Origin of the sequence: Brumimicrobium salinarum (assembly GCF_002844555.1) — a bacterium.
GTDB classification, from domain to species: Bacteria; Bacteroidota; Bacteroidia; order Flavobacteriales_D; family Crocinitomicaceae; genus Brumimicrobium; species Brumimicrobium salinarum.
In genome coordinates, this window is record NZ_PJNI01000021.1 from 19,823 (window position 1) to 40,693 (window position 20,871).

Here is a 20,871-nt window from a genome sequence, read left to right on the forward strand (position 1 = left end):
ATCATGAAATATTATTACTTACTGTTGTTTACAGCATTTATACTCTTTTCTTGCGGCGACTCAACTGAAACGTTAACACGCAAAGACAATAAAAAGCAGCAAAGCCTACAAAACAATAATAATGAAATACCAACCGATGATAGACAAATCATAAAGAAAGGCTCAATTTCTCAATATACTGGAAAACCAGGAAAACTAATTATTGTAGCTGAAAACACGATATATACTAAAGAACTAAAAGTATTGTTTGATTCTGTCTTTTCAGCTCCAATTAAACCCTATTATCCCTACACGCCTTACTTTGAAATTGTCCATAGAACACCTACGAAATTTAAACAGTTATCCACAAGACTTAGAAATGTAATTGAAATAGATCTCAATGAAAAGTATAAAAAGAATCAACCGAAAATGGAAATTCTGGAAGATTACTACGCAAAGACACAGTTATATACGAAATTAAAAGCGCATGACATCAATGATGTATACGAATTAATCCAAGAGGAAATCAATTATTTATTTAAAATTTACGAACGACAGGAATGGAAACGAGAATATTATCGTCATGCAAAAAATGAAAACAATCATGTAAACCAGAAGTTGGCAAAACAATTTGGCATCAACTTAAAACTACCAGATAATTTAAGGTATGAATCGATAAGTGACGAGTACGCCATTTTGCTTTTTCCAAATCGGACTCGGAATATGGAGATGAAAACAACAAATTCATCTTATACAGACACGAAAGTTAATTTTATTCAGAGTGGATTAATGATTTGGGAATATCCTTTTAAAGATGAACGACAACTAAAACCAGAGAATTTAATGATCATGCGTGACACAATTTTAAAATATTACGCAAAACATGAAATTGAAGGCGTTTATATGGGGACACAAAATCATCCAGCAGTAAAACCTATATACCATAAAATTAAAATTGGTGATATTGAAGGATGGGAATTTAAAGGATTGTTCAAGTTTACTGGTGAAGCAGAACCCTCTGGCGGAAGGTTTTGGAGTTTTCACTTTAAACACCCGCACAGAAATACCATTGTTGCACTTAGTGGATATATCGATGCACCGCCTACGTTTCCAGCCAACTTCGACATAAACAGAATAAGAGCGATTATATACTCATTAAGTTTTACAGACTAGAAATTACATTCCATATATTCTTTTGTCAAAACTAAGAAACGCCCTCTTTAAAAATAAAATATTGTTGTTTAAAATATTTTAACTACATTTGCAATGTTTTATAATCAAATTGAATAGAACGAGGGGACAACAAGTCCCCTCTTTTTGTAAATATGCTGAAGAAGAAAGAAATAGAAAAGCTTGCCTTAGAACGGATTGAAGAACTTAATTCCGGTCTTTTTATCGTTGAAATCTTAATTTCTACAAAAAATGTAATTCAAGTTAAGTTAGACAAAGAAGATGGCAATGTTTCAATTACTGAATGTGTTTCTGTCTCAAGAAATATTGAACACAATTTAGATAGAGAAAAGCAAGATTTTGAACTACAAGTTTCTTCTGCTGGTTTAGATCAGCCGTTTCGTGTGTTGAAACAATACATAAAAAACATAGGACAAGAAGTAAAAGTTCACTTAAAAGAGAAAAATAAAACAATAGAAGGCGTTTTAAAACATGCGGATAAAGAAAAGATTATACTAGAAACATCCACAAAAGAACGCTTAGAAGGAAAAAAGAAAAAAGTACTCGTCGTGCAAGAGCATGAATTCAAACACGATGAAATAAAAGAAACAAAAATTATAATATCATTTAAAAAATGAACTCATGAATAGCCTTAATTTAATAGAATCTTTTACAGAATTTAAAGAGTTTAAAAGCATAGACAGGCAAACAATGATGCGTGTTTTAGAAGACGTATTTCGCTCTATTTTAAAGAAAAAATACGGAACTGACGAGCATTGTGACGTGATCATAAATATTGACAAAGGCGATTTTGAAATCTGGGTAAACAAAGAAATTGTTCCAGATGGAGAAGTAGAAGATTCAAACACTGAAATAGCATATTCTCAAGCAGTAAAAATTGAACCTGACTTTGAGGTAGGTGAAGAAGTATCAGAGGAAATTAAATTTGAAGATTTTGGAAGACGTAATATACTTTCATTGCGTCAAAATTTAATTTCTAGAATTTTAGAATTAGAAAAAGATCAACTTTATAAGATTTATAAAGACCGAATTGGAGACATCATCACAGGTGAAGTTTACCAAGTATGGAAAAAGGAGATTTTAATTCTAGATGATGAAGGAAACGAACTAATTCTCCCAAAATCAGAACAAATACCTTCTGATTATTTCAAAAAAGGAGAACCTGTACGTGCTGTGGTAGCCAAGGTAGATATGAGAAACAGTACGCCAGTAATTATATTGTCGCGTACTGCTCCAGAATTTTTGGAACGTCTGTTTGAATTGGAAGTACCTGAAGTTTTTGATGGCCTTATTACGATCAAGAAAATTGTTCGTGTACCTGGTGAACGCGCAAAAGTGGCAGTGGAGTCTTATGACGACCGTATAGACCCAGTTGGAGCCTGTGTAGGTATGAAAGGTTCAAGAATTCACGGTATAGTGCGTGAATTGCGTAATGAAAACATTGATGTTATTAATTACACAAACAATGCAGCTTTATACATCCAACGTTCTTTATCGCCTGCACGTATTACAAACGTAGAAATTATTGAAGAGGAAGAGCGTGCTGATGTTTTCTTGAAAAACGACCAAGTTTCGCTTGCAATTGGTAAAGGTGGATTTAATATTAAATTAGCATCAAGATTAACAGGATACGAAATTGATGTTTATAGAGAAGGCGCTGAAGATGTAGAAGATGTAGATTTAGAAGAATTTGCAGATGAAATAGATAGCTGGATTATTGATGAATTAAAAGCTATTGGCTGTGATTCTGCAAAATCAGTTTTAGAAATCAAAGTTGAGGAATTAATCAAAAGAACCGATCTTGAAGAAGAAACGATTCGTGAAGTCTTTAAGATTTTAGAGTCAGAGTTTGAATAGATTAATTACAAACCTTAACTTAGGCATTTAAATAAAAACAAAAGATTAATAGGAAGGACGTAATATATGGCCGGTAAAGTAAAAAGATTAAGCAAAGTCGCACGAGAATTAAACGTTGGTATTGCAACGTTGGTTGATTTCTTGAATTCAAAAGAAATTAACATAGATTCTAATCCAAACACGAAATTGGAACCTGAACACTACGCAATGCTTAGTGAAGAGTTTGCTGATGATCAATCCTTAAAAGAGGAAGCAAGAAAGAAAGCGATTTCACGAGAGAAAAGAAAGACTGTTTCTCTTAAAACTAAGGAAGAAGAAAGCGTTCCTGTTGATGAAACTCCAGAGGAAGATCCTGTTGAACCGATAACGGTTGAAAAGGAACAGGAGGAAGTAACAGCAACTACTGAAACACCTACTCAAGAGGAGGTTCCGGCAGAAGAAAAGATAGAAGAAAAAGAAGCGGAAGAATCTAAAGAGCCTGAAGCTAAAAAGGAAGAGGAAGAAAAGAAGCCCGAAGATAAAGCTCCGAAAATGATAAAGGAGGAACCAAAATCTAAAGTAGAAGGCGGCTCTGGTTTGAATGTTATCGGAAAAATTAATCTTTCGGAAATTGACACACGTACTCGTCCTGACAAGAAGAAGAAAGATAAAGGCAAGAAAAAAGAGCAGAAACCAGCCGCTAAAAAAACTGCTCCCGTGAAAAAGAAACAGGAAGAGAAAAAGCCTGTTGCTAAAGAAAAAGAGCAGAAAAAACCGGAAAAAGAACAAAAAGAAGAGAAAAAAGCGGAACTTATTTCTGTTACGAGAAAGAAATTAAGTGGACCTACTGTTGTAGGTAAAATCGATCTTCCAGAAAAGAAAGAACCGAAGAAAAAAGAACACGAAAATAAAAGGAAACGGAAGCGCATCAAAAAGGTTGATACCAATAAGCCTTCTGGTAATAAAAAAGGTAATAAAGGACATCATTCAGGTAGAGGCAAGAAGAAAGCTGAACCTAGAAAGGAAATTACCGAAAAAGATATTGAAAAAGAAATTAAGGAAACTTTAGCACGCTTATCTGGAGGAGGAAAATCTAAAGGGTCAAAAAATAGACGTGCTAAAAGAGATTCCTATGCAGAAAAACGTGAGAAAGAACTTCAACAAGAAGAAAAAGAACAGTCAATTTTAAAATTAACTGAGTTCGTTTCTGTTTCTGAGTTGGCTTCCATGATGAACGTTCAATCTACAGAAGTGATTTCTGCATGTATGTCACTTGGTATTTTTGCTTCAATCAACCAAAGATTAGACGCGGAGACCATACAAATTGTAGCTGAAGAATTTGGCTTTGAAGCAGAGTTTGTATCTGCTGATGTACAAGATTCTATTCCAGTGGCTGAAGATAAACCTGAAGACTTAGAAGATCGTCCTCCTATTATTACAGTAATGGGACATGTGGATCACGGTAAAACTTCTTTACTCGATTATATTCGTAAAGCAAAAATTGCTGACGGTGAAGCCGGGGGAATTACACAGCATATTGGTGCTTACTCAGTAGATGTGGATGGAAAACGTTTAACTTTTCTAGATACACCTGGTCACGAGGCCTTTACTGCGATGAGAGCGCGTGGTGCACAAGTAACAGATGTAGCCATAATTATTGTTGCTGCTGATGATGACGTGATGCCACAAACAAAAGAAGCTATATCTCACGCACAAGCTGCTGGTGTACCTATGGTTTTTGCAATCAATAAAATTGACAAACCTGGTGCAAACCCAGATAAAATTAAAGAACAGCTTTCTACCATGAACCTTCTAGTTGAAGAATGGGGTGGTAAATATCAAGCGCAAGAAATTTCTGCAAAACATGGTAAAAACATTGATGAATTACTTGAAAAAGTAATGTTGGAAGCGGATTTACTCGAACTGAAAGCAAACCCTAATAAAAACGCAATTGGTACTGTTTTAGAATCTTCTCTTGACAAAGGAAAAGGTTATGTTACCAATATGTTAGTTGAAGGTGGTACGCTAAAAGTCGGTGATATTATTCTGGCGGGTAAACATACAGGAAGAGTGCGTGCCATGTTGAATGAAAAAGGAAGAAATATGAAGGCTGTTCCGCCATCATCACCTGTTTCAATCATCGGAATCAATGGTGCTCCAAGTGCTGGAGACAAATTTTATGTCATGGACGATGAACGTGAAGCACGAAATATTGCAACACGTCGTGAACAATTATACAGAGAACAAGGGCTAAGAACTCAAAAGCACATTACGCTGGATGAAATCGGTAGAAGATTAGCCATTGGAGACTTTAAAGAACTTAACATCATTGTAAAAGGTGACGTTGATGGATCTATTGAAGCGCTGTCTGATTCTTTACTCAAGTTATCAACAGAAGAAATACAAGTCAACATCGTTCATAAAGCAGTTGGTGCAATAACAGAGGCAGACGTAAACTTAGCTTCAGCTTCAGATGCGATTATTATTGGTTTCCAAGTGAGACCTACAGTAACCGCTAAGAAATTAGCAGACGATGAACAAATCGATATTCGACTTTATTCTGTTATATACAAAGCAATTGAAGAATTGAAATCTGCGATGGAAGGAATGTTATCGCCAGATATTCAAGAAGAAATTGTTGGTACTGCTGAAGTGCGTGAAACATTTAACATAACGAAAGTGGGTACAATTGCAGGTTGTTATGTTACTTCTGGATACATACAACGTAATTCAAATATTCGACTTATACGTGACGGAATAGTAATCCATGAAGGAAAGCTAGGATCTTTAAAAAGATTTAAAGACGACGTAAAAGAAGTGAAAAACAATTACGAATGTGGTTTAAATATCGATAAATTTAATGATATTAAAGAAGGAGATATTGTTGAAGCTTACGAAGAAAAAGAAGTTGCAAGAAAATTAAAATAAGTTTTTCTAAATATTGATACAACAGGGAGGTTACTGAAATTAAAATAAGTAATCTCCCTTTTTTAATTAATACAAGGATTTAACCTCACTAAAATATTTACACTTCTCCCAAGTCCACCTATATGAACAACTGCATTACAATCTATTGGGCAAATCGAAATAAACTTCCAAGGTCAATAACAAAAGAAGTTAATAATCCAGTGAAACGGCCTCCTGAAAATTGATTTTCTAATCCCATTTGAATAAAGATTTGTTTTTCGTAAGTTTGATTATAATAAACAATCAGATATATGAAAACAACTTTTTATGGCGTGTTATTTTTAACATTAATGTTAGCAGCTTGTAGTGACAATACTAAAAATGAGCACATTGCTGAAATCAATCAAATGGAAAACACACTTGATAGTCTTGAAACTGCAGCAATTGATACAACACAAGCTACGAGTACGGAGATTATTTTTACTGTAAGAGAAACAATACAAAACGTCAAAGACAATTATAATGCTGACACTATGAATTACGATCTTGCAAACAAAATGAATGCTTACAAAGATATTCGTAAGGTTTTATCAAAAAATTCGAAGAATTTATCAAAAGTAAAAAGTGCAATCCCAGAAGTTAGGGAAAAGCTTAGTGACCTAAAGCACGATATTGAGAATGGAGTAAATGATCGCGATAAATATCAAGAATTTATCAATTTTGAAAAAGGGAAAATTGAAGAAATAGAAGAAACATTGGCTTTTTTCATAAAAACGAAGCATGAACAATATAATGCTTTTGACACACTTCACCCTCAAATCAAAAAAATAAGTGAAGCGAATTCAGCAGTAACTAATGAATAAAATCCTCTTTAACATATTATTTTTGTTTATCTCATTTTCATGCTTTGCACAAAGCACAGATGAACAATTGGCTAATTATTACTTCAATGAAGGAGATTGTGAAAAGGCACTCCCGTATTTTGAGAAAGTATACAATAAAAATCCAGTTGATTTTATCTACAGTCGTTATCTCACGTGTTTACGCAATAAAAGTGAAGATAAAGCTGCAATAGCATTGATTAAAAGACAAGGATCGATATACCCCAATAAATTGGAATATCAAGTCGCCTTAGGAGAAGAATATGAAAGACAGAATAATACCCGAAAAGCGGATAAAATTTATCAATCCCTAATCGATAACTTGGCTGCAAGTCCTAGAATCGTTATTGATCTTCAAAAGTCATTTTCAGCACTTGGGAAACATCAACTGGCTTTACAAACTTTAAAAAAGGGTGATCAAATCCTCAAAGGTCGTTATCCATTACACATTCAATATGCAGAAGTGTATGGCGCGCTTAATGAAACAGAGTTGATGATACAGTCTTATATTAACCTTTTAGACTATAATCCTGGGATGATCTCTTCTTTAAAGCGAATTATACCGAGAATGATTGACTTTGAAGAAGAGGATAATGAGCGATTTAAAATGTTCCAAAATGAATTAATTCGAAAAATTCAAAAAAATCCGAATGACAACGTATACTCTGAATTACTTATTTGGGCATTAATCCAAAAGAAAAACTTTCCAGCTGCTTTAATTCAAGCCAAAGGATTAGATAGAAGAACGGCAAACGATGGAAGAGAAGTATATAAATTAGGAAATCAAGCTTCGAGAAGTAACCAATTTTCAACCGCTAGAAATGCTTTTAAATACATTATTAATTTAGGAACAGACTCACCTTATTATTATGCAGCTGAGCAACGATTATTAAACACCCGCTATAAAGAAATTACTACCTTAAGAAATTACACCGCATCACAAATTCAAGAAACGATCCAAGAATATGAAAATGCGCTTGAACGGATGCCTAAAAATGGAAAAGCATTACCTATCATTAGAGAAAAAGCCTATATACAAGCCTATTATGGTAATCAAAGTGAAGCAGCAAAGAACACATTGGAAAAAGCACTAGAATTACCAAAGTACAATGATTTAGAAGAAGCAAAGATTAAAACCCTTTTGGCTGATATACTCGTACTTCAAGATGACGTGTGGGAGGCATCTTTGCTCTACATGCAAGTTGAAAAGAAACTAAAATACGAACCTATTGGCCAAGAAGCGAAGTTTAAAAATGCTCGTATTTTCTATTATGATGGGGATTTTCTTTTTGCACAATCCCAACTCGATGTTTTAAAAGAAGCAACTACAAGATTAATTGCTAATGACGCCATGAATTTATCTATTTTAATTACCGACAACCTCGGTTTAGATTCAAACTTTGTTGCCATGCGACAGTTTGCTAAGGCCGACTTATTGTTGGAGCAACATAAATACAATGAAGCTTTCGCACTTTATGATTCTATAACTGACATATTCCCAGATCATAAATTAAAAGACGATATATTGATGAGGAAAGCAGAGGCTTTCCAAAACCAAGGAAAATGGAAAGAAGCAATTAAATACCTTCAAGAAGTAGTGGATAACCATGCGGATGATATCCTCGCTGATGACGCACTATATCAAATTGCACAAATTCATGAAAATCATCTTTTCAATAATGAACTCGCTGCAAAATACTACTTTAAAATCATGCGTGACTATCCCGGAAGCTTATTTGTTACTGAAGCTAGAAAAGCATATCGGAAAATCAACTAAGTCAAAATATTTTTTTATGCATTTTATTGTGCATGCTTAATAATATTTTGTACTTTTAACCTCCATGGAGCATTCACAAAAAGATAATTATGTAGATTTTTATCTACGTCATGCTTGGCACAAGATATCAAGAATGTATAATCAAAAAGCCAAGGCGCACGGTCTTACTATGTCGATTGGTTTTATTTTATTAATTGTCGATAAGGAAGGTACACCCAGTACTCAGCTTGGTCCAAGAATGGGTATGGAACCGACCAGTTTATCTCGCACACTGAAAACCATGGAAACAAAAGGCTATATATATCGTGAGATTGACAAAGACGACAAACGTAAAGTGCTCATCTTCCTCACTGAACAAGGCGTTATTCTAAGGAAGGAAGTTAAAAAGGTAGTTATTGAATTTAATGAAAGACTCTTAAAATCAATACCAGATAAAAAACTAAAAGCATTTTTTGAAGTCATGGAAATCGTTGATGACCATGTTGAAGATGAACTCAAATCTATAACTATTATAAACTAATAATTAAAAAATAATGGAAAGAAAAATAAATAAGGTTGCCGTATTGGGATCTGGAGTGATGGGATCACAAATTGCCTGTCATTTTGCCAATATAGGTGTTGAAGTTCTTTTATTGGATATTGTACCCAAAGAACTAAATGAAAAAGAAGAAAAAAAGGGATTAAAGCTTACAGATAAACCTGTTAGGAACAGAATTGTAGATACTGCATTGGCATCTGCATTAAAAATGAGCCCCTCTCCTATCTATAAAAAGGAATTTGCAAATCGCATTACCACTGGAAATTTGGAAGACGATATGCAGAAAATAAGTGAAGCTGACTGGATCATTGAAGTGGTGATAGAGCGTTTAGACATTAAAAAATCGGTATTTGAAAATGTTGAAAAATATAGAAAGCCTGGAACTTTAATTACATCCAATACTTCTGGAATTCCGATCAACATGATGTTAGAAGATCGATCTGAAGATTTCAAACAGCATTTCTGCGGAACACATTTTTTCAATCCTCCTCGTTATTTACAATTATTAGAAATTATTCCAACAAAAGAAACGAATCCACAAGTGATTGATTTCTTCATGGAATACGGAAGTAAATTCCTTGGTAAGAAAACAGTATTGTGTAAAGATACACCAGCATTTATTGCAAATAGAATCGGTGTTTATTCCATCATGTCTTTATTCCATAGTATTAAAGAACTTGATTTAACGGTAGAAGAAGTTGATAAATTAACCGGAACGGTGCTTGGTAGACAAAAATCTGCAACATTCAGAACAGCTGATGTCGTTGGATTAGACACTTTAGTACTGGTTGCTAATGGCGTTAAAGACAATTGTCCGAAGGATGAAGAAAATAATTTATTTGAACTACCCGATTTTATCAGCAAAATGGTAGACAATAAATGGTTGGGTTCAAAATCAGGGCAAGGATTTTATAAGAAAACGAAAGATGAAAATGGAAAAAGAAAGATTCTTTCACTCGATTTAAATACATTAGAATACACAGACCAGAAAAAAGTTAAGTTTCCAACTTTAGATATGGCTAAGCCTATTGATGATCTTGAGAAAAGAACAGCAATGCTTATTCAAGGAAAAGATAAGGCTGCAACATTTTACAAGAAAATGTTTGGAGGTTTATTTGCATACGCCAGTAATCGCGTACCAGAAATTGCGGAAGACTTATACCAAATTGATGACGCAATTAAAGCTGGATTTGGCTGGGGACTTGGTCCATTCGAAACTTGGGATATCCTAGGTTTAGACAAAGGATTAGCACTCATTGAAGAAGAAGGTAAAAAAGCAGCTCAGTGGATTCTTGATATGAAAGAAAACGGGGTAACCAAATTCTATAAAAAAGAAAATGGACAAAAGCTGTTTTATGATTTAAAATCTAAATCTTACAAAGTAATTCCAGGAACTGAGGATATAGTAATGTTAGATGCATTACGCGATGAAAATACAGTTTGGAGTAATGCAGACACAACCATTGTAGATCTAGGAGATGGAATTATTAATTTAGAATTCCATACCAAAATGAATACAATTGGTAGTGGAGTAATTAACGGAATCAATAAAGCGTTAGACTTAGCCGAAACAAAATATAATGGATTGGTTATTTCCAATAACGGGCAAAACTTTAGTGCTGGAGCAAATGTCGGAATGATTTTTATGATGGCCGTAGAACAAGACTTCGATGAATTAAACTTCTCTGTAAAGGCTTTCCAAGACACAATGATGCGTGTAAGATACGCTGATGCCCCAGTAATTGTTGCTCCGCACAATCTTACCCTTGGAGGTGGATGTGAGTTATCAATGCATGCTGATAAAGTTGTTGCTCACGCAGAATCTTACATTGGTTTGGTAGAATTTGGTGTTGGCTTAATCCCTGGTGGAGGTGGATCAAAAGAATTCGCTAAGCGATTTTCTGATGGATTAAAAGATGGCGACATTAGAATTAACCGTTTGAGAGAAAGATTTTTAACTATAGGACAAGCCAAGGTATCTACATCTGCTCATGAAGCTTTCGATTTAGGTTATTTACGTGAAGGAACAGATGAAGTCATCGTGAGTCGTGAACGTCAGTTAACAAGAGCAAAGGCTGCATGTTTAGAGTTAGCCAATAAAGGTTATACTGCACCTCCAAAAGAGAAAAACATTACCATTTCTGGTCAAGAAGGATTGGGAATCGTTTATGTAGGAGCGCATTCAATGATGTCTGGAAATTATATGTCTGAACATGATCAGTTAATTTCTGAAAAATTAGGAAATGTTCTTTGTGGTGGTGATATATCTGAACGTGTTCAAGTTTCAGAACAATATCTTTTAGACCTTGAACGCAAGGCTTTCTTAGAGTTATGTGCAGAACGCAAGACACTCGAGCGATTAGAAAGTATGGTTAAGAAAGGAAAAGTGTTGAGAAATTAAAAGACTTTAAATAATCACAGATGTTGTTTGAAAAGAAGTCATGTTTTATTGCTTTATTAAAATAACATCTTAAAAACTTATAGAAAATGACAAATAAAAATGCATATATAGTTACTGGATATAGAACAGCTGTTGGAAAATCAGGTCGTGGAGGATTTCGTTTTTACCGTCCTGATGATTTAGCCGCTAATGTTATCAAACGAATCATGAAAGATGTTCCTAATTTGGATCCAAAACGTATAGATGATGTAATCGTTGGAAATGCAAGTCCAGAAGCAGAACAAGGATTAAACATGGGACGTTTAGTTTCTTTAATGGGATTAGACACTGATAAGGTGCCAGGGGTAACCGTAAACCGTTACTGTTCTTCAGGTTTAGAAACAATTGCTATTGCAACCGCTAAAATAAACATGGGAATGGCGGATTGCATCATCGCAGGAGGTGTTGAATCTATGTCTGTAATGCCAATGGGTGGATGGAGAATTGTTCCTAACCCGAAAGTCGGAAAAGAGAATCCAACTTGGTATTGGGGTATGGGATTAACTGCGGAAGCAGTTGCCAAACAATATGATGTTTCTCGTGAAGACCAAGATAAATTTGCACTTCAATCTCATGAACGTGCTTTAAAAGCAATAGCAGAAGGTAGATTTAAAGACGACATTGTACCTATTGACGTTGAACATATTTATTTAGATGAAAACGAAAAGAGGCAGGTAAAAAACTACACGGTCGATACTGATGAAGGTCCAAGAAAAGGCTCTTCAGTAGAGGCTTTATCTCGTTTACGCCCTGTGTTTGCTCAAGGTGGTAGTGTTACTGCCGGTAATTCATCTCAAACTAGTGATGGAGCAGCTTTTACACTCGTTATGTCTGAAAAAATGGTCAAAGAACTAGGTTTAGAACCAGTGGCGCGATTAGCTTCATACAATGTAGTTGGAGTTGAGCCAAGAATTATGGGAATTGGGCCAGTAGATGCTATCCCAGCAGCAATTAGTTCGGCTGGATTAAAACTAAATGACATTAGTCTATTTGAATTAAATGAAGCATTTGCTTCTCAGTCACTTGCCGTTATAAGAGAAGCTGGATTAAACCCAGATATTGTTAACGTGAATGGCGGTGCAATTGCTTTAGGACATCCTTTAGGGTGCACTGGTGCAAAACTTACAGTTCAAATAATGAATGAATTGAAAAAACGTAATGAAAAATATGGTGTTGTAACGATGTGTGTAGGTACAGGTCAGGGTGCAGCAGGAGTTATTGAAAGGTTATAAATCCAATAATTATCATATTTGAATTAAAAAACCGATGTAGAAATACGTCGGTTTTTTGTTTTTAAATAGCAAGGTATTCATTTATTAACCCAAATTATTCACCAATCTTAAAGTCTAAGAATATTAACATCTGTAAGTCAATATTTTAACTATATTTACTATAAACTTTGAGAAACCCATTTTTGGATACTTGTGTATTTGTAAGATTTTGATTTAATTTTGATCTATTCGTCGTTACAAGCCCCGCGAAATATACATATATTACTTTAGGACTTGTGCCTAGAATAGATTTAAAATTAAATGCATGAACCGAGCCTGCGAGCTCAACGACTAAAGGAGTTAATAATCCGGGTTAAATGTATTGACAAGAGATCAGTCTCAAAAGTTGAGGTGGGAGTGGTTTTAACCACTTTTATACTTAAAGTTTTAATGATGTTTTTTATTCCGATTGACTAAAATTTATGCTTAATCCCCAACAATTAGTCTTGATCCCTGATAAGCGTTATACAAAACAGAATCTAAACGATTATAAAGGAACTAAAACTAATCAATAAGATTACTTAATTTTTTCTAATGTAAATCCTAAAGTAGATTAGTAATTTTGATTATTAAAGGTTAATTTACTTCGAATATCGGATTGGGAAATCTTTTTCCCCGCCATATAGCTTGATTTCTTGAATATCTGCCGGCATATAAAATCCACCCTTCTCCAGGGCTTCTTTTACTTTTTTGATCACATGACCTTTTGTAATTAAAGCACTCTTACGGAAATCCTTGGTGTCGACCCAGAAGAAAACTTGGAGATTAACTGTGCTTGTTGCCAACTGTTTTTCAATCACAAAATTTTGGTGTTCTTCATCAGAAATTACATCCTTAATATTGTCGAGTGTATTATTAATAATCAATTTAGCTTCATCAATATTATTTTCATAGGCAATTCCCACAACGAAATCCCATCTAAAATAACCATCTTCTGTAAAATTAATAACGGGTTTAGTAAGCACATCGCTGTTTGGAATATAAACATCTTTACCATCAAATGTTTTTAATTTCGTATACCGAAACTCTAACGATTTAATCTTACCAAAATGAGAACCAATCTCAACAGTATCATTTACGTTGTAGGGACGTTTAAAAGCTAAAATAACACCTGCAATAAAATTCTCGCCAATATCTTTAAATGCAAATCCAAGCACAAGCGCACTTGCTCCTGCGGCAGTCAATATGCCTGTTGCGATATAACCTAATCCGGCAGCTCTCAAACCAATCATTACAAAAAGTAAGATAAAGGAAATCTTTATTGCTCTACCTAGAAACTTACTCATTAAAGGATCTTGAGTTCTTTTAGAAATACGTTTTCGCGCAAAGTTTCCAAATAAAGTGGCAATTAAAACACCTAGGATTATGATAACAAGACCCAAGATTATATTTGGAACAGCATTAATCAACCGGTCGATAAATTGAGTAAATGAATTCGCTAAATCAGTAAGATTTTGATTATTAACTTGCGCAAAAAAGGAGAATAATTTCATGAAGTATATTTTATGTGTCAGAAAGAAACATAAAATCTGATAGATAAAATAAAATTAAAGTAAAAAGTAATGAACATTAATAAACATTAACAGTTGACAGTAAGGTGTTTATATTTAGATTGTTCATTTTTATTATATTTTAATCTAAAAAAATATGCTAACAATACTATTAAATATTCTTCTTCCACCACTTTCAGTATTTTTAAATCATGGTATTAGTGCCAAGTTTGGCATTAGTCTGTTATTAACCTTGGTAGGCTGGTTACCTGGCGTTATTTATGCCTTCGTGGTAAACAAGTAGTACTTTTGAAGATCTATCACTATTAAGGCAAATAAATGATTACCTTCAATAGATTTTCGTTACAAAAGAATAGGAATATTTACTGTTAATTACCATAGAAAGGTGAAATCATAATATAAACTACAACTCCAGTCACGGCAACATAAAGCCATATAGGAAAGGAAAAACGTGTCCACTTTTTATGTCTTTTAAAGTCTCCTTTCCATGCATAAAAATAAGTATAAAGTACAAGTGGAACAACACCTACACTTAGGATGATATGCGATATTAAAATAAAATAGTAAATCATAGGATATTGACCTCCGTAGGAAGTACTTTCAGCTGAAATATGGTACAAAACATATAAAACTAAAAAAGCTAAGGAGCAAGCCAAAGCAGTTTTCATAAGACCTTGGTGTAGCTTCACATTACCATTTCTAATAGCCAGAACTGCAATTACAAGAAGAACAGCAGTAATACCGTTAATAGAGGCATATATAGGAGGTAAAAAAGAAAAATCTAAACCATCGACTTTAATTTCAAATAAAAGGGCAACTGACAAAGGGATAATAATTGAAAGAACAAGAATTAGTCGCTTAAAAGATTTCACTTTTTGTGGTGAAGGATTTTTAGTTTCCATCAAGTAATAATTTTGCGTCGTGGATTAATTTTGATCTGCTTTCAGGATCTAGTCCGTCATATAGACCACGAATATGTTGATTTTTATCAATTAATACAAAGTTTGAACTATGTGCAAAACCTCCTGGTGCATTTTCATCTGCATTTGCAAACAATTGAAATCCATCAATTCCTAAACGATGAGTTGCTGCTTCGTCGCCAGTAAGAAAGTACCAATTCTCAGCAGTTGCATCATGTCTATCTCGATATAAGCGCAATCTTGAAGGCGTATCTCGATCGGGATCAATTGAGAAAGAAAGAAAAGTAAGCTCAGTGCGATATTGGGATAAGGAATCTGTTAACTCACGCATTGCTTTTGTCATTGGTGGACAAATGGTTGGACAGTAGGAAAAGAAAAAATCGGCAATCCAAATTTGATCATCAATTTCATCAGATGAAAGCATAATTGAATCCTGCGTTAGGTACGTCCAAGAAGGAACGGTATGAAAAATGGTGTCACCAACTTTATATTCTTCCGTTTCTTCAAAGGCTATATCATGATGTCCTATAAATGGTAAATCAACCTCTTTTGATGTACTTTTTTGATCTTCACACGATACATAAAAAAGAAAAACCAATAAAATGGGTATTACTTTAAGGTTTCTTAAAATAAAAGGAGTTGAGTTGATATCGAAATTAATCTTGTTCTTTTTCTGCTTTGTCATACTGCTTTTCTAAAAGTGCAACATGTTGTTTGAAATCTCTAATCAATCCTTCTTGGTTTCCACGCCTTACTAAACGTAATTGATTTTCCTTATCAACAATAAGCATGGTTTCTAAGAAAGATTTTTTTGCAAAAGCGCTATCCGAAGTGGTTGAGTATAAGTTTATGCCATTATTTTCAATATCATAAATCTGCTTTGGATCACCAGTTGCTAAATTCCATATCGAAGAGTCATAACCTTCAATCATGTCGTTCATCGTAAACAATAATTCATCGAGATTATCTACAGGATTTCCTTTTTCATCAGTAACGATAGAAATAATCTTTACGTGTCCGAGTCCCTTTTGATTTTTTCTATAATCTTGATAGATCTGTAGATTAAATTTAAAAATATCAATTGCGCACTGTTGCGGACAAGTAGTTTGAAGGGTAGTAAAAAGAGTTACTTTCCCTTCTTGTGTTTCATTTGTTATGAGTTGACCATCTGCACCTACAAATTCATACTTTGGCATTTCAGCAAACACAGGGAGTTCTTGGAAATTATGTCTACATCTCCCCATTGAAATCAAAATAAGCAATATTGCGGGTCCGAAAACCACCAAAATTAAAATAAGGGGCTTCCAGAAGCCCCTTTTTGTATTATTTGTTTTATCCAAAATAATTAATTTCTATTAAAAGAATTACATACGTGGAAAGAGTGCTGCTCCCTCTGTTAATCCAATAAAAATAAGGTAAATCATAAATATAAGATACGGTAAAAGCACAATCCATTTAAGGGTTTTCTTTTCATCGCCAAGGTGCATAAAAGTAAGTACAATATAAGCAGCTTTGATTACAGTTAGCACAATAAAAAGTACCTTTACTGTTAACCACATGCTACTACCTTGTTTCACCATAGCACCAAAAAGCACCTCTACAGCTGTAACTATAGATAAGATTAAGGTTACTTTCCAAATCTTTTTTCTTTGCTTTTTACCTTCCTCTTCTGAGTGATGGTTGTACAAAGAATATTCTATTATGTCGTCTCTTTCTTCCATGTTCTAAAATTTATAATGCGTTAAATTTCTATTTTATCTGATTTATATTAGGTAAAAGAAGGTAAATACAAATACCCAAACTAAATCAACAAAGTGCCAATAAAGACCACCTTTTTCAACCATTTCGTAATGTCCTCTTCTGTGGTAAGTACCTTTCAGAACATTTAAGAAGATTACAATATTCAAAATGATTCCTATAGATACGTGGAAACCGTGAAACCCTGTTACAAAGAAAAAGAAGTGTCCATAAGTTTGCGGTCCATATTCGTTTTCGTCAAGGTTAGCGCCATAAACGACATTACCTTTTGACAAAGCCTCATAATATAATGAAACAGATCCTTCCTCTTCACTTATTCTCGTGCTTTCATCAGCTGCAGATGATACTGCATGATCATTTCCAGGAACTTTTACAATTAATTGTAGATCTTGATCGGCTTCCTTATTTACTTTAGCAACGGTTCCATCATGCAATGTAATCATCATTGCACCTGCAGTCCCCGTAAGTTTTCTTTTTGCTGCTGCATGTTGAAAAGCATGCATTAAATCACCGTCTTCCTGTGTGATATTGTCATTGGTAATTAGAGTTCCAACACCCGCATAATGGGCTCCTGGACGTACCACTTCAAAGCTTTGGATTTCTCCAAACTTACCCTTTGCTGTTGCAATCGAGCCATCACTTAATTCAACACGACCAAATTTGGTTCCATGAATAAAGTGCGACCATTCCCAGGCTTGTGAACCAATAAAAACAAGTCCACCGATAATTGTAGCAAATAACCATTTTGTTACTCCTTTTCTATCCATTCTGTGTCCTGCTTCAACGGCAAGTACCATCGTAACAGAACTAATTATCAAAATGAAAGTCATCAAAGCAACATAAGCTAAAGGATAACTACCACTCAAAAACGGCAATGCGTCGAAAGTTTCTTCTCCAATCGGCCATGCTCCACCATATGAATACCTTGTTAAACCGAAGGCTACAAGAAACCCACCGAATGTTAAGGCATCCGATACGAGGAAAAACCACATCATTAACTTACCGTAACTAACGCTAAACGGAGAGGCTTTTCCACCCCAGCTCGCTTCAGCTTTCATCTCATTAGAAGTGTGTCCAGACATTTTTTTAAAATTGTTTTGTGCGAATTTAATGAATAAAAAGTAAAAATAGTAATAAATAGATCCATAATACACCTAAAAAGTGCCAAAAGATAGATCCAGCTCCAAGAGAAATCGACATTTTGTAAGCGTTTTCAGCTGTATATGAACGACTTGCCATCACAATCAACATGATTAATCCAGCGACTACATGAAGCAAATGTAAAATGGTTATAACATAAAAATAAGCAGTACTCATATCAGAATTACCTCTTAAAAGCTTATTTTGGAGATTTGCACTTAATGGTTTTCCCTTGTACATTAGGGTACGCTCCTTATAATCTAGTTCATTTCCGTTATAATACAGTTTAAAATCTTTTCCCATTTCTCCTTGCATGAAGAAATCTGCACGGTCATCTTGAATATTTTGCACTAAATACCTCAAACGCTGAAAATCGAGCTCCTCCAATCGTTCTCCATTCGGACGTATAAATTCTCCATCAATAAAACTTAGGGGTTCACTTTTATAAAGTAAAGTAAAGTTTTCGTAATTGATGTTTTTGTTTTTTAGATCTGATAACTGCTGAACATTAAACTGTGCTGCAAAGGTTTTGAATGCCTTTTTATCTTCTCCTGTTAGTTGTTCTCCTTTATAGTAATACTGGTTGTTTTCTACAGTCAGATATTCGCCATTTTTCTTTATCTCATAATAATCTCCATAGCGCCCATCATCCACAATAATATGTGTCACCCAATGCGCTCCACTTTTAACTAAGGATTTGTATCCCATAAATTGAAAAACACCAAAACCAATCCCTAACAATAAAGTAACAACAATAAATGCGCGGGCTTTTTTCACATCGCTAGCTTTAGCAGCTTTATTGGCTAAAAACAAGACAATACTACTCAGGATAATGATTGCTGTACTGATGAAAAAAGCGGTGGGAATATCTACCTTAACCCAAAAGCTATCACCCATTGAAACAATGTAGGCCGAGGTAAACCCTGCAAACATCATCGAAATACTTAAAAGAACCACCCAAACCAAGTTTCTCTTCACTTTAGTCTGGACTTCAATCGGATAGGAATCATCGAAATTCTTTTTCATGACTTTATATTTTATAATTTGGCATCGTTAATTTGAAAAAAAGAAATACTTATCTATTACATAGACAAACTGTATCAAAGGTAAATAAATGAACGATGCGAACATTAATTTTTTTGCGTCTTTATCTGACAATGTGAGATAAAGTTTGTAGGCATATAGAAAAAACAACAAGCCTAATATTGATGCAGCCATAACACTAAAAGCACCTACAAAGTTTAACACCCATGGAAATAATGTAAAAGGAACAAGTAAGAGAGCAGACAACGCTATTCTAAACGCAGATGTTTTGGACTTTCCAGACCGTGAAGGCAACAGGTAAAATCCTGCTTTTTGATAATCTTCGTGGGCAACCCAAGCAATGGCCCAGAAATGAGGCAACTGCCAAACAAACTGCACAAAAAACAAAGCTCCAGGCATTGCAGAAAACTCATTCGTAACCGCTATTGCACCAAGCATGGGTGGTATTGCACCAGGAAAGGCACCTACAATTACAGACCAAGGAGTTACTTGTTTAAGTGGTGTATATATAAACGCATAAGAAACATAGGCTGTTAAACCTAAAATCATAGCGTTAAGATTGAGTTGATACAACATCCACGAACCAACGATTAAAGATAAAACAACTACTGTAACCGCTTCGGCTATATGCATTGATCCTCTTGGTAAAGGCCGCTTTTCTGTTCGCGACATTTTTTTATCCAAGTTTCTTTCCCAAATCTGATTGCTTCCGTTGCTTGCTGCTGTAACAAGTAAGCCACCAATTAAAAGATAGAATGCCTCTATCCATGTTCCACCTCCTGCAAACAAAAAACCTGACAAAGCAGATATGATTACTGAAAATGATAATCTAAACTTGGTAAAAAGTACGTAATCTTTAATTTTAGAACTTGCCCCCATAATCCATCAATCAGGATGTGAAATTAAAATTTTGCTACAAAATTAAGGAATTAACTGACAATTGTAATCTTTATAATGTGAAATGAATGATTTTTCTCAGGAAGTAATTACAAAAAAAGATTTCTTTATCCTTTTTCAGGTGTTTTATCCTAATTTTCAATCCTTGTATATATCAAAATAACGATTGAAGAATAGTTCGACTCGTTCATCCGTTTCTTTGATCTTTCGATAAAATTATTTTTTTGACGCGCCTAGCCCCTCTTTTCCCGATTCTTTTTCGACATGTTTTATTAAAAAATAAAATGCTTGTTCGCTTGTTTCCCCACGATAATTCTCGATATGTGAAAAATTAAAAGACCCTTCGGAGTTTCACTCCATAAGGATGACAGATAATATAAATTACCAATTACCTTTTACCCACTTTTCTACTGAACCTGTTATCCTGATGCAAAAACACAAAAACTTGTTTCTTGTTGTTTTCCGAAGGATCTTTTGATTTTAAGAACACTATTTATTGGGGAAAGTAACGGATAAACATTAAAAATAATAATCCATTCAAGCCAGAGAAGAATTTTCTAATTTAATTTTCTACCATAAAGTTTATGAGAGACTGTTTCAGTGGAGAAACCAGTGGTGTATTCTAGGTGAAAATTATTATCTATATCTAAAATACAATTTCGTATATTTATATGGTCACAATCAGACGCTGGCCCTCCCCAATTTGAAAAAATACCTCTTCTAAAGGCCCTATAATTCCGCGCCATGGCATTATCATAACCCACACAGTTACTTCCGTTGC

19 protein-coding genes are annotated in these 20,871 nt (G+C 34.3%); 10 read left to right on the plus strand and 9 right to left on the minus strand.

Annotated features, from left to right (window positions below):
* Positions 1 to 3: 3 nt before the first annotated feature.
* The 9 genes from CW751_RS13920 (at position 4) to CW751_RS13960 (ending at position 12,781) form a co-directional block, all read left to right on the plus strand.
* Positions 4 to 1,152, plus strand: coding sequence for a DUF4837 family protein (locus tag CW751_RS13920; protein WP_165779319.1), 1,149 nt, complete (start codon positions 4 to 6; stop codon positions 1,150 to 1,152).
* A gap of 152 nt (positions 1,153 to 1,304) precedes the next feature.
* A complete protein-coding gene (rimP, locus tag CW751_RS13925) occupies positions 1,305 to 1,787 on the plus strand; it encodes a ribosome assembly cofactor RimP (RefSeq protein WP_101335642.1) in 483 nt (160 codons plus the stop codon).
* Positions 1,788 to 1,791: 4 nt separating this feature from the next.
* Positions 1,792 to 3,027 (plus strand): transcription termination factor NusA, encoded by a 1,236-nt coding sequence (nusA, locus tag CW751_RS13930; protein WP_101335643.1) that lies wholly within the window; start codon positions 1,792 to 1,794, stop codon positions 3,025 to 3,027.
* Between the two features lie 66 nt (positions 3,028 to 3,093).
* Positions 3,094 to 5,934, plus strand: a complete 2,841-nt coding sequence (infB, locus tag CW751_RS13935) for a translation initiation factor IF-2 (RefSeq protein WP_101335644.1) — start codon at positions 3,094 to 3,096, stop codon at positions 5,932 to 5,934.
* A gap of 290 nt (positions 5,935 to 6,224) precedes the next feature.
* Complete coding sequence (locus CW751_RS13940) at positions 6,225 to 6,776, plus strand: hypothetical protein (protein ID WP_101335645.1); 552 nt, start codon at positions 6,225 to 6,227, stop codon at positions 6,774 to 6,776.
* Positions 6,769 to 8,571, plus strand: a complete 1,803-nt coding sequence (locus CW751_RS13945; RefSeq protein WP_101335646.1) for a tetratricopeptide repeat protein — start codon at positions 6,769 to 6,771, stop codon at positions 8,569 to 8,571. The genes CW751_RS13940 and CW751_RS13945 overlap by 8 nt, the downstream gene beginning before the upstream one ends.
* Positions 8,572 to 8,635: 64 nt before the next feature.
* A complete protein-coding gene (locus CW751_RS13950) occupies positions 8,636 to 9,091 on the plus strand; it encodes a MarR family winged helix-turn-helix transcriptional regulator (protein WP_101335647.1) in 456 nt (151 codons plus the stop codon).
* 13 nt (positions 9,092 to 9,104) lie between these two features.
* A complete protein-coding gene (locus CW751_RS13955) occupies positions 9,105 to 11,510 on the plus strand; it encodes a 3-hydroxyacyl-CoA dehydrogenase/enoyl-CoA hydratase family protein (RefSeq protein WP_101335648.1) in 2,406 nt (801 codons plus the stop codon).
* A gap of 86 nt (positions 11,511 to 11,596) precedes the next feature.
* On the plus strand, positions 11,597 to 12,781 hold the full coding sequence (locus CW751_RS13960) for an acetyl-CoA C-acyltransferase (protein WP_101335649.1): 1,185 nt from the start codon (positions 11,597 to 11,599) through the stop codon (positions 12,779 to 12,781).
* 620 nt (positions 12,782 to 13,401) lie between these two features.
* Here CW751_RS13960 and CW751_RS13965 read toward each other — a convergent pair.
* Complete coding sequence (locus CW751_RS13965) at positions 13,402 to 14,313, minus strand: mechanosensitive ion channel family protein (protein WP_101335650.1); 912 nt, start codon at positions 14,311 to 14,313, stop codon at positions 13,402 to 13,404.
* Between the two features lie 154 nt (positions 14,314 to 14,467).
* Between CW751_RS13965 and CW751_RS13970 the strand changes: the two genes are divergently transcribed.
* On the plus strand, positions 14,468 to 14,614 hold the full coding sequence (locus CW751_RS13970; protein WP_101335651.1) for a YqaE/Pmp3 family membrane protein: 147 nt from the start codon (positions 14,468 to 14,470) through the stop codon (positions 14,612 to 14,614).
* An 85-nt stretch (positions 14,615 to 14,699) separates the two neighbouring features.
* On the opposite strand, the gene CW751_RS13975 is transcribed toward CW751_RS13970, so the two are convergent.
* The 8 genes from CW751_RS13975 to CW751_RS15590 form a co-directional block, all read right to left on the minus strand.
* Positions 14,700 to 15,233 carry a DUF420 domain-containing protein gene (locus CW751_RS13975; RefSeq protein ID WP_101335652.1) on the minus strand — a complete coding sequence of 178 codons (534 nt, stop codon included), beginning with the start codon at positions 15,231 to 15,233 and terminating at the stop codon, positions 14,700 to 14,702.
* The gene (locus tag CW751_RS13980; RefSeq protein WP_101335653.1) at positions 15,223 to 15,936 is read right to left on the minus strand and encodes an SCO family protein; all 714 of its coding nucleotides are present in this window, start codon (positions 15,934 to 15,936) and stop codon (positions 15,223 to 15,225) included. Before CW751_RS13980 ends, CW751_RS13975 begins: the two co-directional genes overlap by 11 nt.
* On the minus strand, positions 15,908 to 16,495 hold the full coding sequence (locus CW751_RS13985) for an SCO family protein (protein ID WP_133122232.1): 588 nt from the start codon (positions 16,493 to 16,495) through the stop codon (positions 15,908 to 15,910). Before CW751_RS13985 ends, CW751_RS13980 begins: the two co-directional genes overlap by 29 nt.
* A 120-nt stretch (positions 16,496 to 16,615) precedes the next feature.
* Positions 16,616 to 16,972, minus strand: coding sequence for a cytochrome C oxidase subunit IV family protein (locus CW751_RS13990; protein WP_101335655.1), 357 nt, complete (start codon positions 16,970 to 16,972; stop codon positions 16,616 to 16,618).
* A 42-nt stretch (positions 16,973 to 17,014) separates the two neighbouring features.
* Entirely contained in the window at positions 17,015 to 18,091 is a 1,077-nt protein-coding gene (locus tag CW751_RS13995; RefSeq protein WP_101335659.1) for a cytochrome c oxidase subunit 3, read from the minus strand.
* A 25-nt stretch (positions 18,092 to 18,116) separates the two neighbouring features.
* Complete coding sequence (locus CW751_RS14000; RefSeq protein WP_101335656.1) at positions 18,117 to 19,175, minus strand: cytochrome c oxidase subunit 3; 1,059 nt, start codon at positions 19,173 to 19,175, stop codon at positions 18,117 to 18,119.
* A gap of 27 nt (positions 19,176 to 19,202) precedes the next feature.
* Positions 19,203 to 20,072 carry a heme o synthase gene (gene cyoE / locus CW751_RS14005; protein ID WP_101335657.1) on the minus strand — a complete coding sequence of 290 codons (870 nt, stop codon included), beginning with the start codon at positions 20,070 to 20,072 and terminating at the stop codon, positions 19,203 to 19,205.
* A 575-nt stretch (positions 20,073 to 20,647) separates the two neighbouring features.
* A partial coding sequence (locus CW751_RS15590) for a hypothetical protein (RefSeq protein ID WP_205677839.1) occupies positions 20,648 to 20,871 on the minus strand: 224 nt, incomplete at its 5' end.

What these genes read in the sequence shown, in the direction of transcription:
- CW751_RS13940 (WP_101335645.1), top strand. Translation starts at nt 6,225, where the DNA reads ATGAAAACAACTTTTTATGGCGTGTTATTTTTAACATTAATGTTAGCA.
- CW751_RS13950 (WP_101335647.1), top strand. Translation starts at nt 8,636, where the DNA reads ATGGAGCATTCACAAAAAGATAATTATGTAGATTTTTATCTACGTCAT.
- CW751_RS13975 (WP_101335652.1), bottom strand. Translation starts at nt 15,233, where the DNA reads ATGGAAACTAAAAATCCTTCACCACAAAAAGTGAAATCTTTTAAGCGA.
- CW751_RS13955 (WP_101335648.1), top strand. Translation starts at nt 9,105, where the DNA reads ATGGAAAGAAAAATAAATAAGGTTGCCGTATTGGGATCTGGAGTGATG.
- CW751_RS14000 (WP_101335656.1), bottom strand. Translation starts at nt 19,175, where the DNA reads ATGAAAAAGAATTTCGATGATTCCTATCCGATTGAAGTCCAGACTAAA.
- CW751_RS13995 (WP_101335659.1), bottom strand. Translation starts at nt 18,091, where the DNA reads ATGTCTGGACACACTTCTAATGAGATGAAAGCTGAAGCGAGCTGGGGT.
- CW751_RS13970 (WP_101335651.1), top strand. Translation starts at nt 14,468, where the DNA reads ATGCTAACAATACTATTAAATATTCTTCTTCCACCACTTTCAGTATTT.
- rimP (WP_101335642.1), top strand. Translation starts at nt 1,305, where the DNA reads ATGCTGAAGAAGAAAGAAATAGAAAAGCTTGCCTTAGAACGGATTGAA.
- CW751_RS13965 (WP_101335650.1), bottom strand. Translation starts at nt 14,313, where the DNA reads ATGAAATTATTCTCCTTTTTTGCGCAAGTTAATAATCAAAATCTTACT.
- infB (WP_101335644.1), top strand. Translation starts at nt 3,094, where the DNA reads ATGGCCGGTAAAGTAAAAAGATTAAGCAAAGTCGCACGAGAATTAAAC.
- nusA (WP_101335643.1), top strand. Translation starts at nt 1,792, where the DNA reads ATGAATAGCCTTAATTTAATAGAATCTTTTACAGAATTTAAAGAGTTT.
- CW751_RS13990 (WP_101335655.1), bottom strand. Translation starts at nt 16,972, where the DNA reads ATGGAAGAAAGAGACGACATAATAGAATATTCTTTGTACAACCATCAC.
- CW751_RS13960 (WP_101335649.1), top strand. Translation starts at nt 11,597, where the DNA reads ATGACAAATAAAAATGCATATATAGTTACTGGATATAGAACAGCTGTT.
- cyoE (WP_101335657.1), bottom strand. Translation starts at nt 20,072, where the DNA reads ATGGGGGCAAGTTCTAAAATTAAAGATTACGTACTTTTTACCAAGTTT.
- CW751_RS13945 (WP_101335646.1), top strand. Translation starts at nt 6,769, where the DNA reads ATGAATAAAATCCTCTTTAACATATTATTTTTGTTTATCTCATTTTCA.
- CW751_RS13920 (WP_165779319.1), top strand. Translation starts at nt 4, where the DNA reads ATGAAATATTATTACTTACTGTTGTTTACAGCATTTATACTCTTTTCT.
- CW751_RS13985 (WP_133122232.1), bottom strand. Translation starts at nt 16,495, where the DNA reads ATGGGGAGATGTAGACATAATTTCCAAGAACTCCCTGTGTTTGCTGAA.
- CW751_RS13980 (WP_101335653.1), bottom strand. Translation starts at nt 15,936, where the DNA reads ATGACAAAGCAGAAAAAGAACAAGATTAATTTCGATATCAACTCAACT.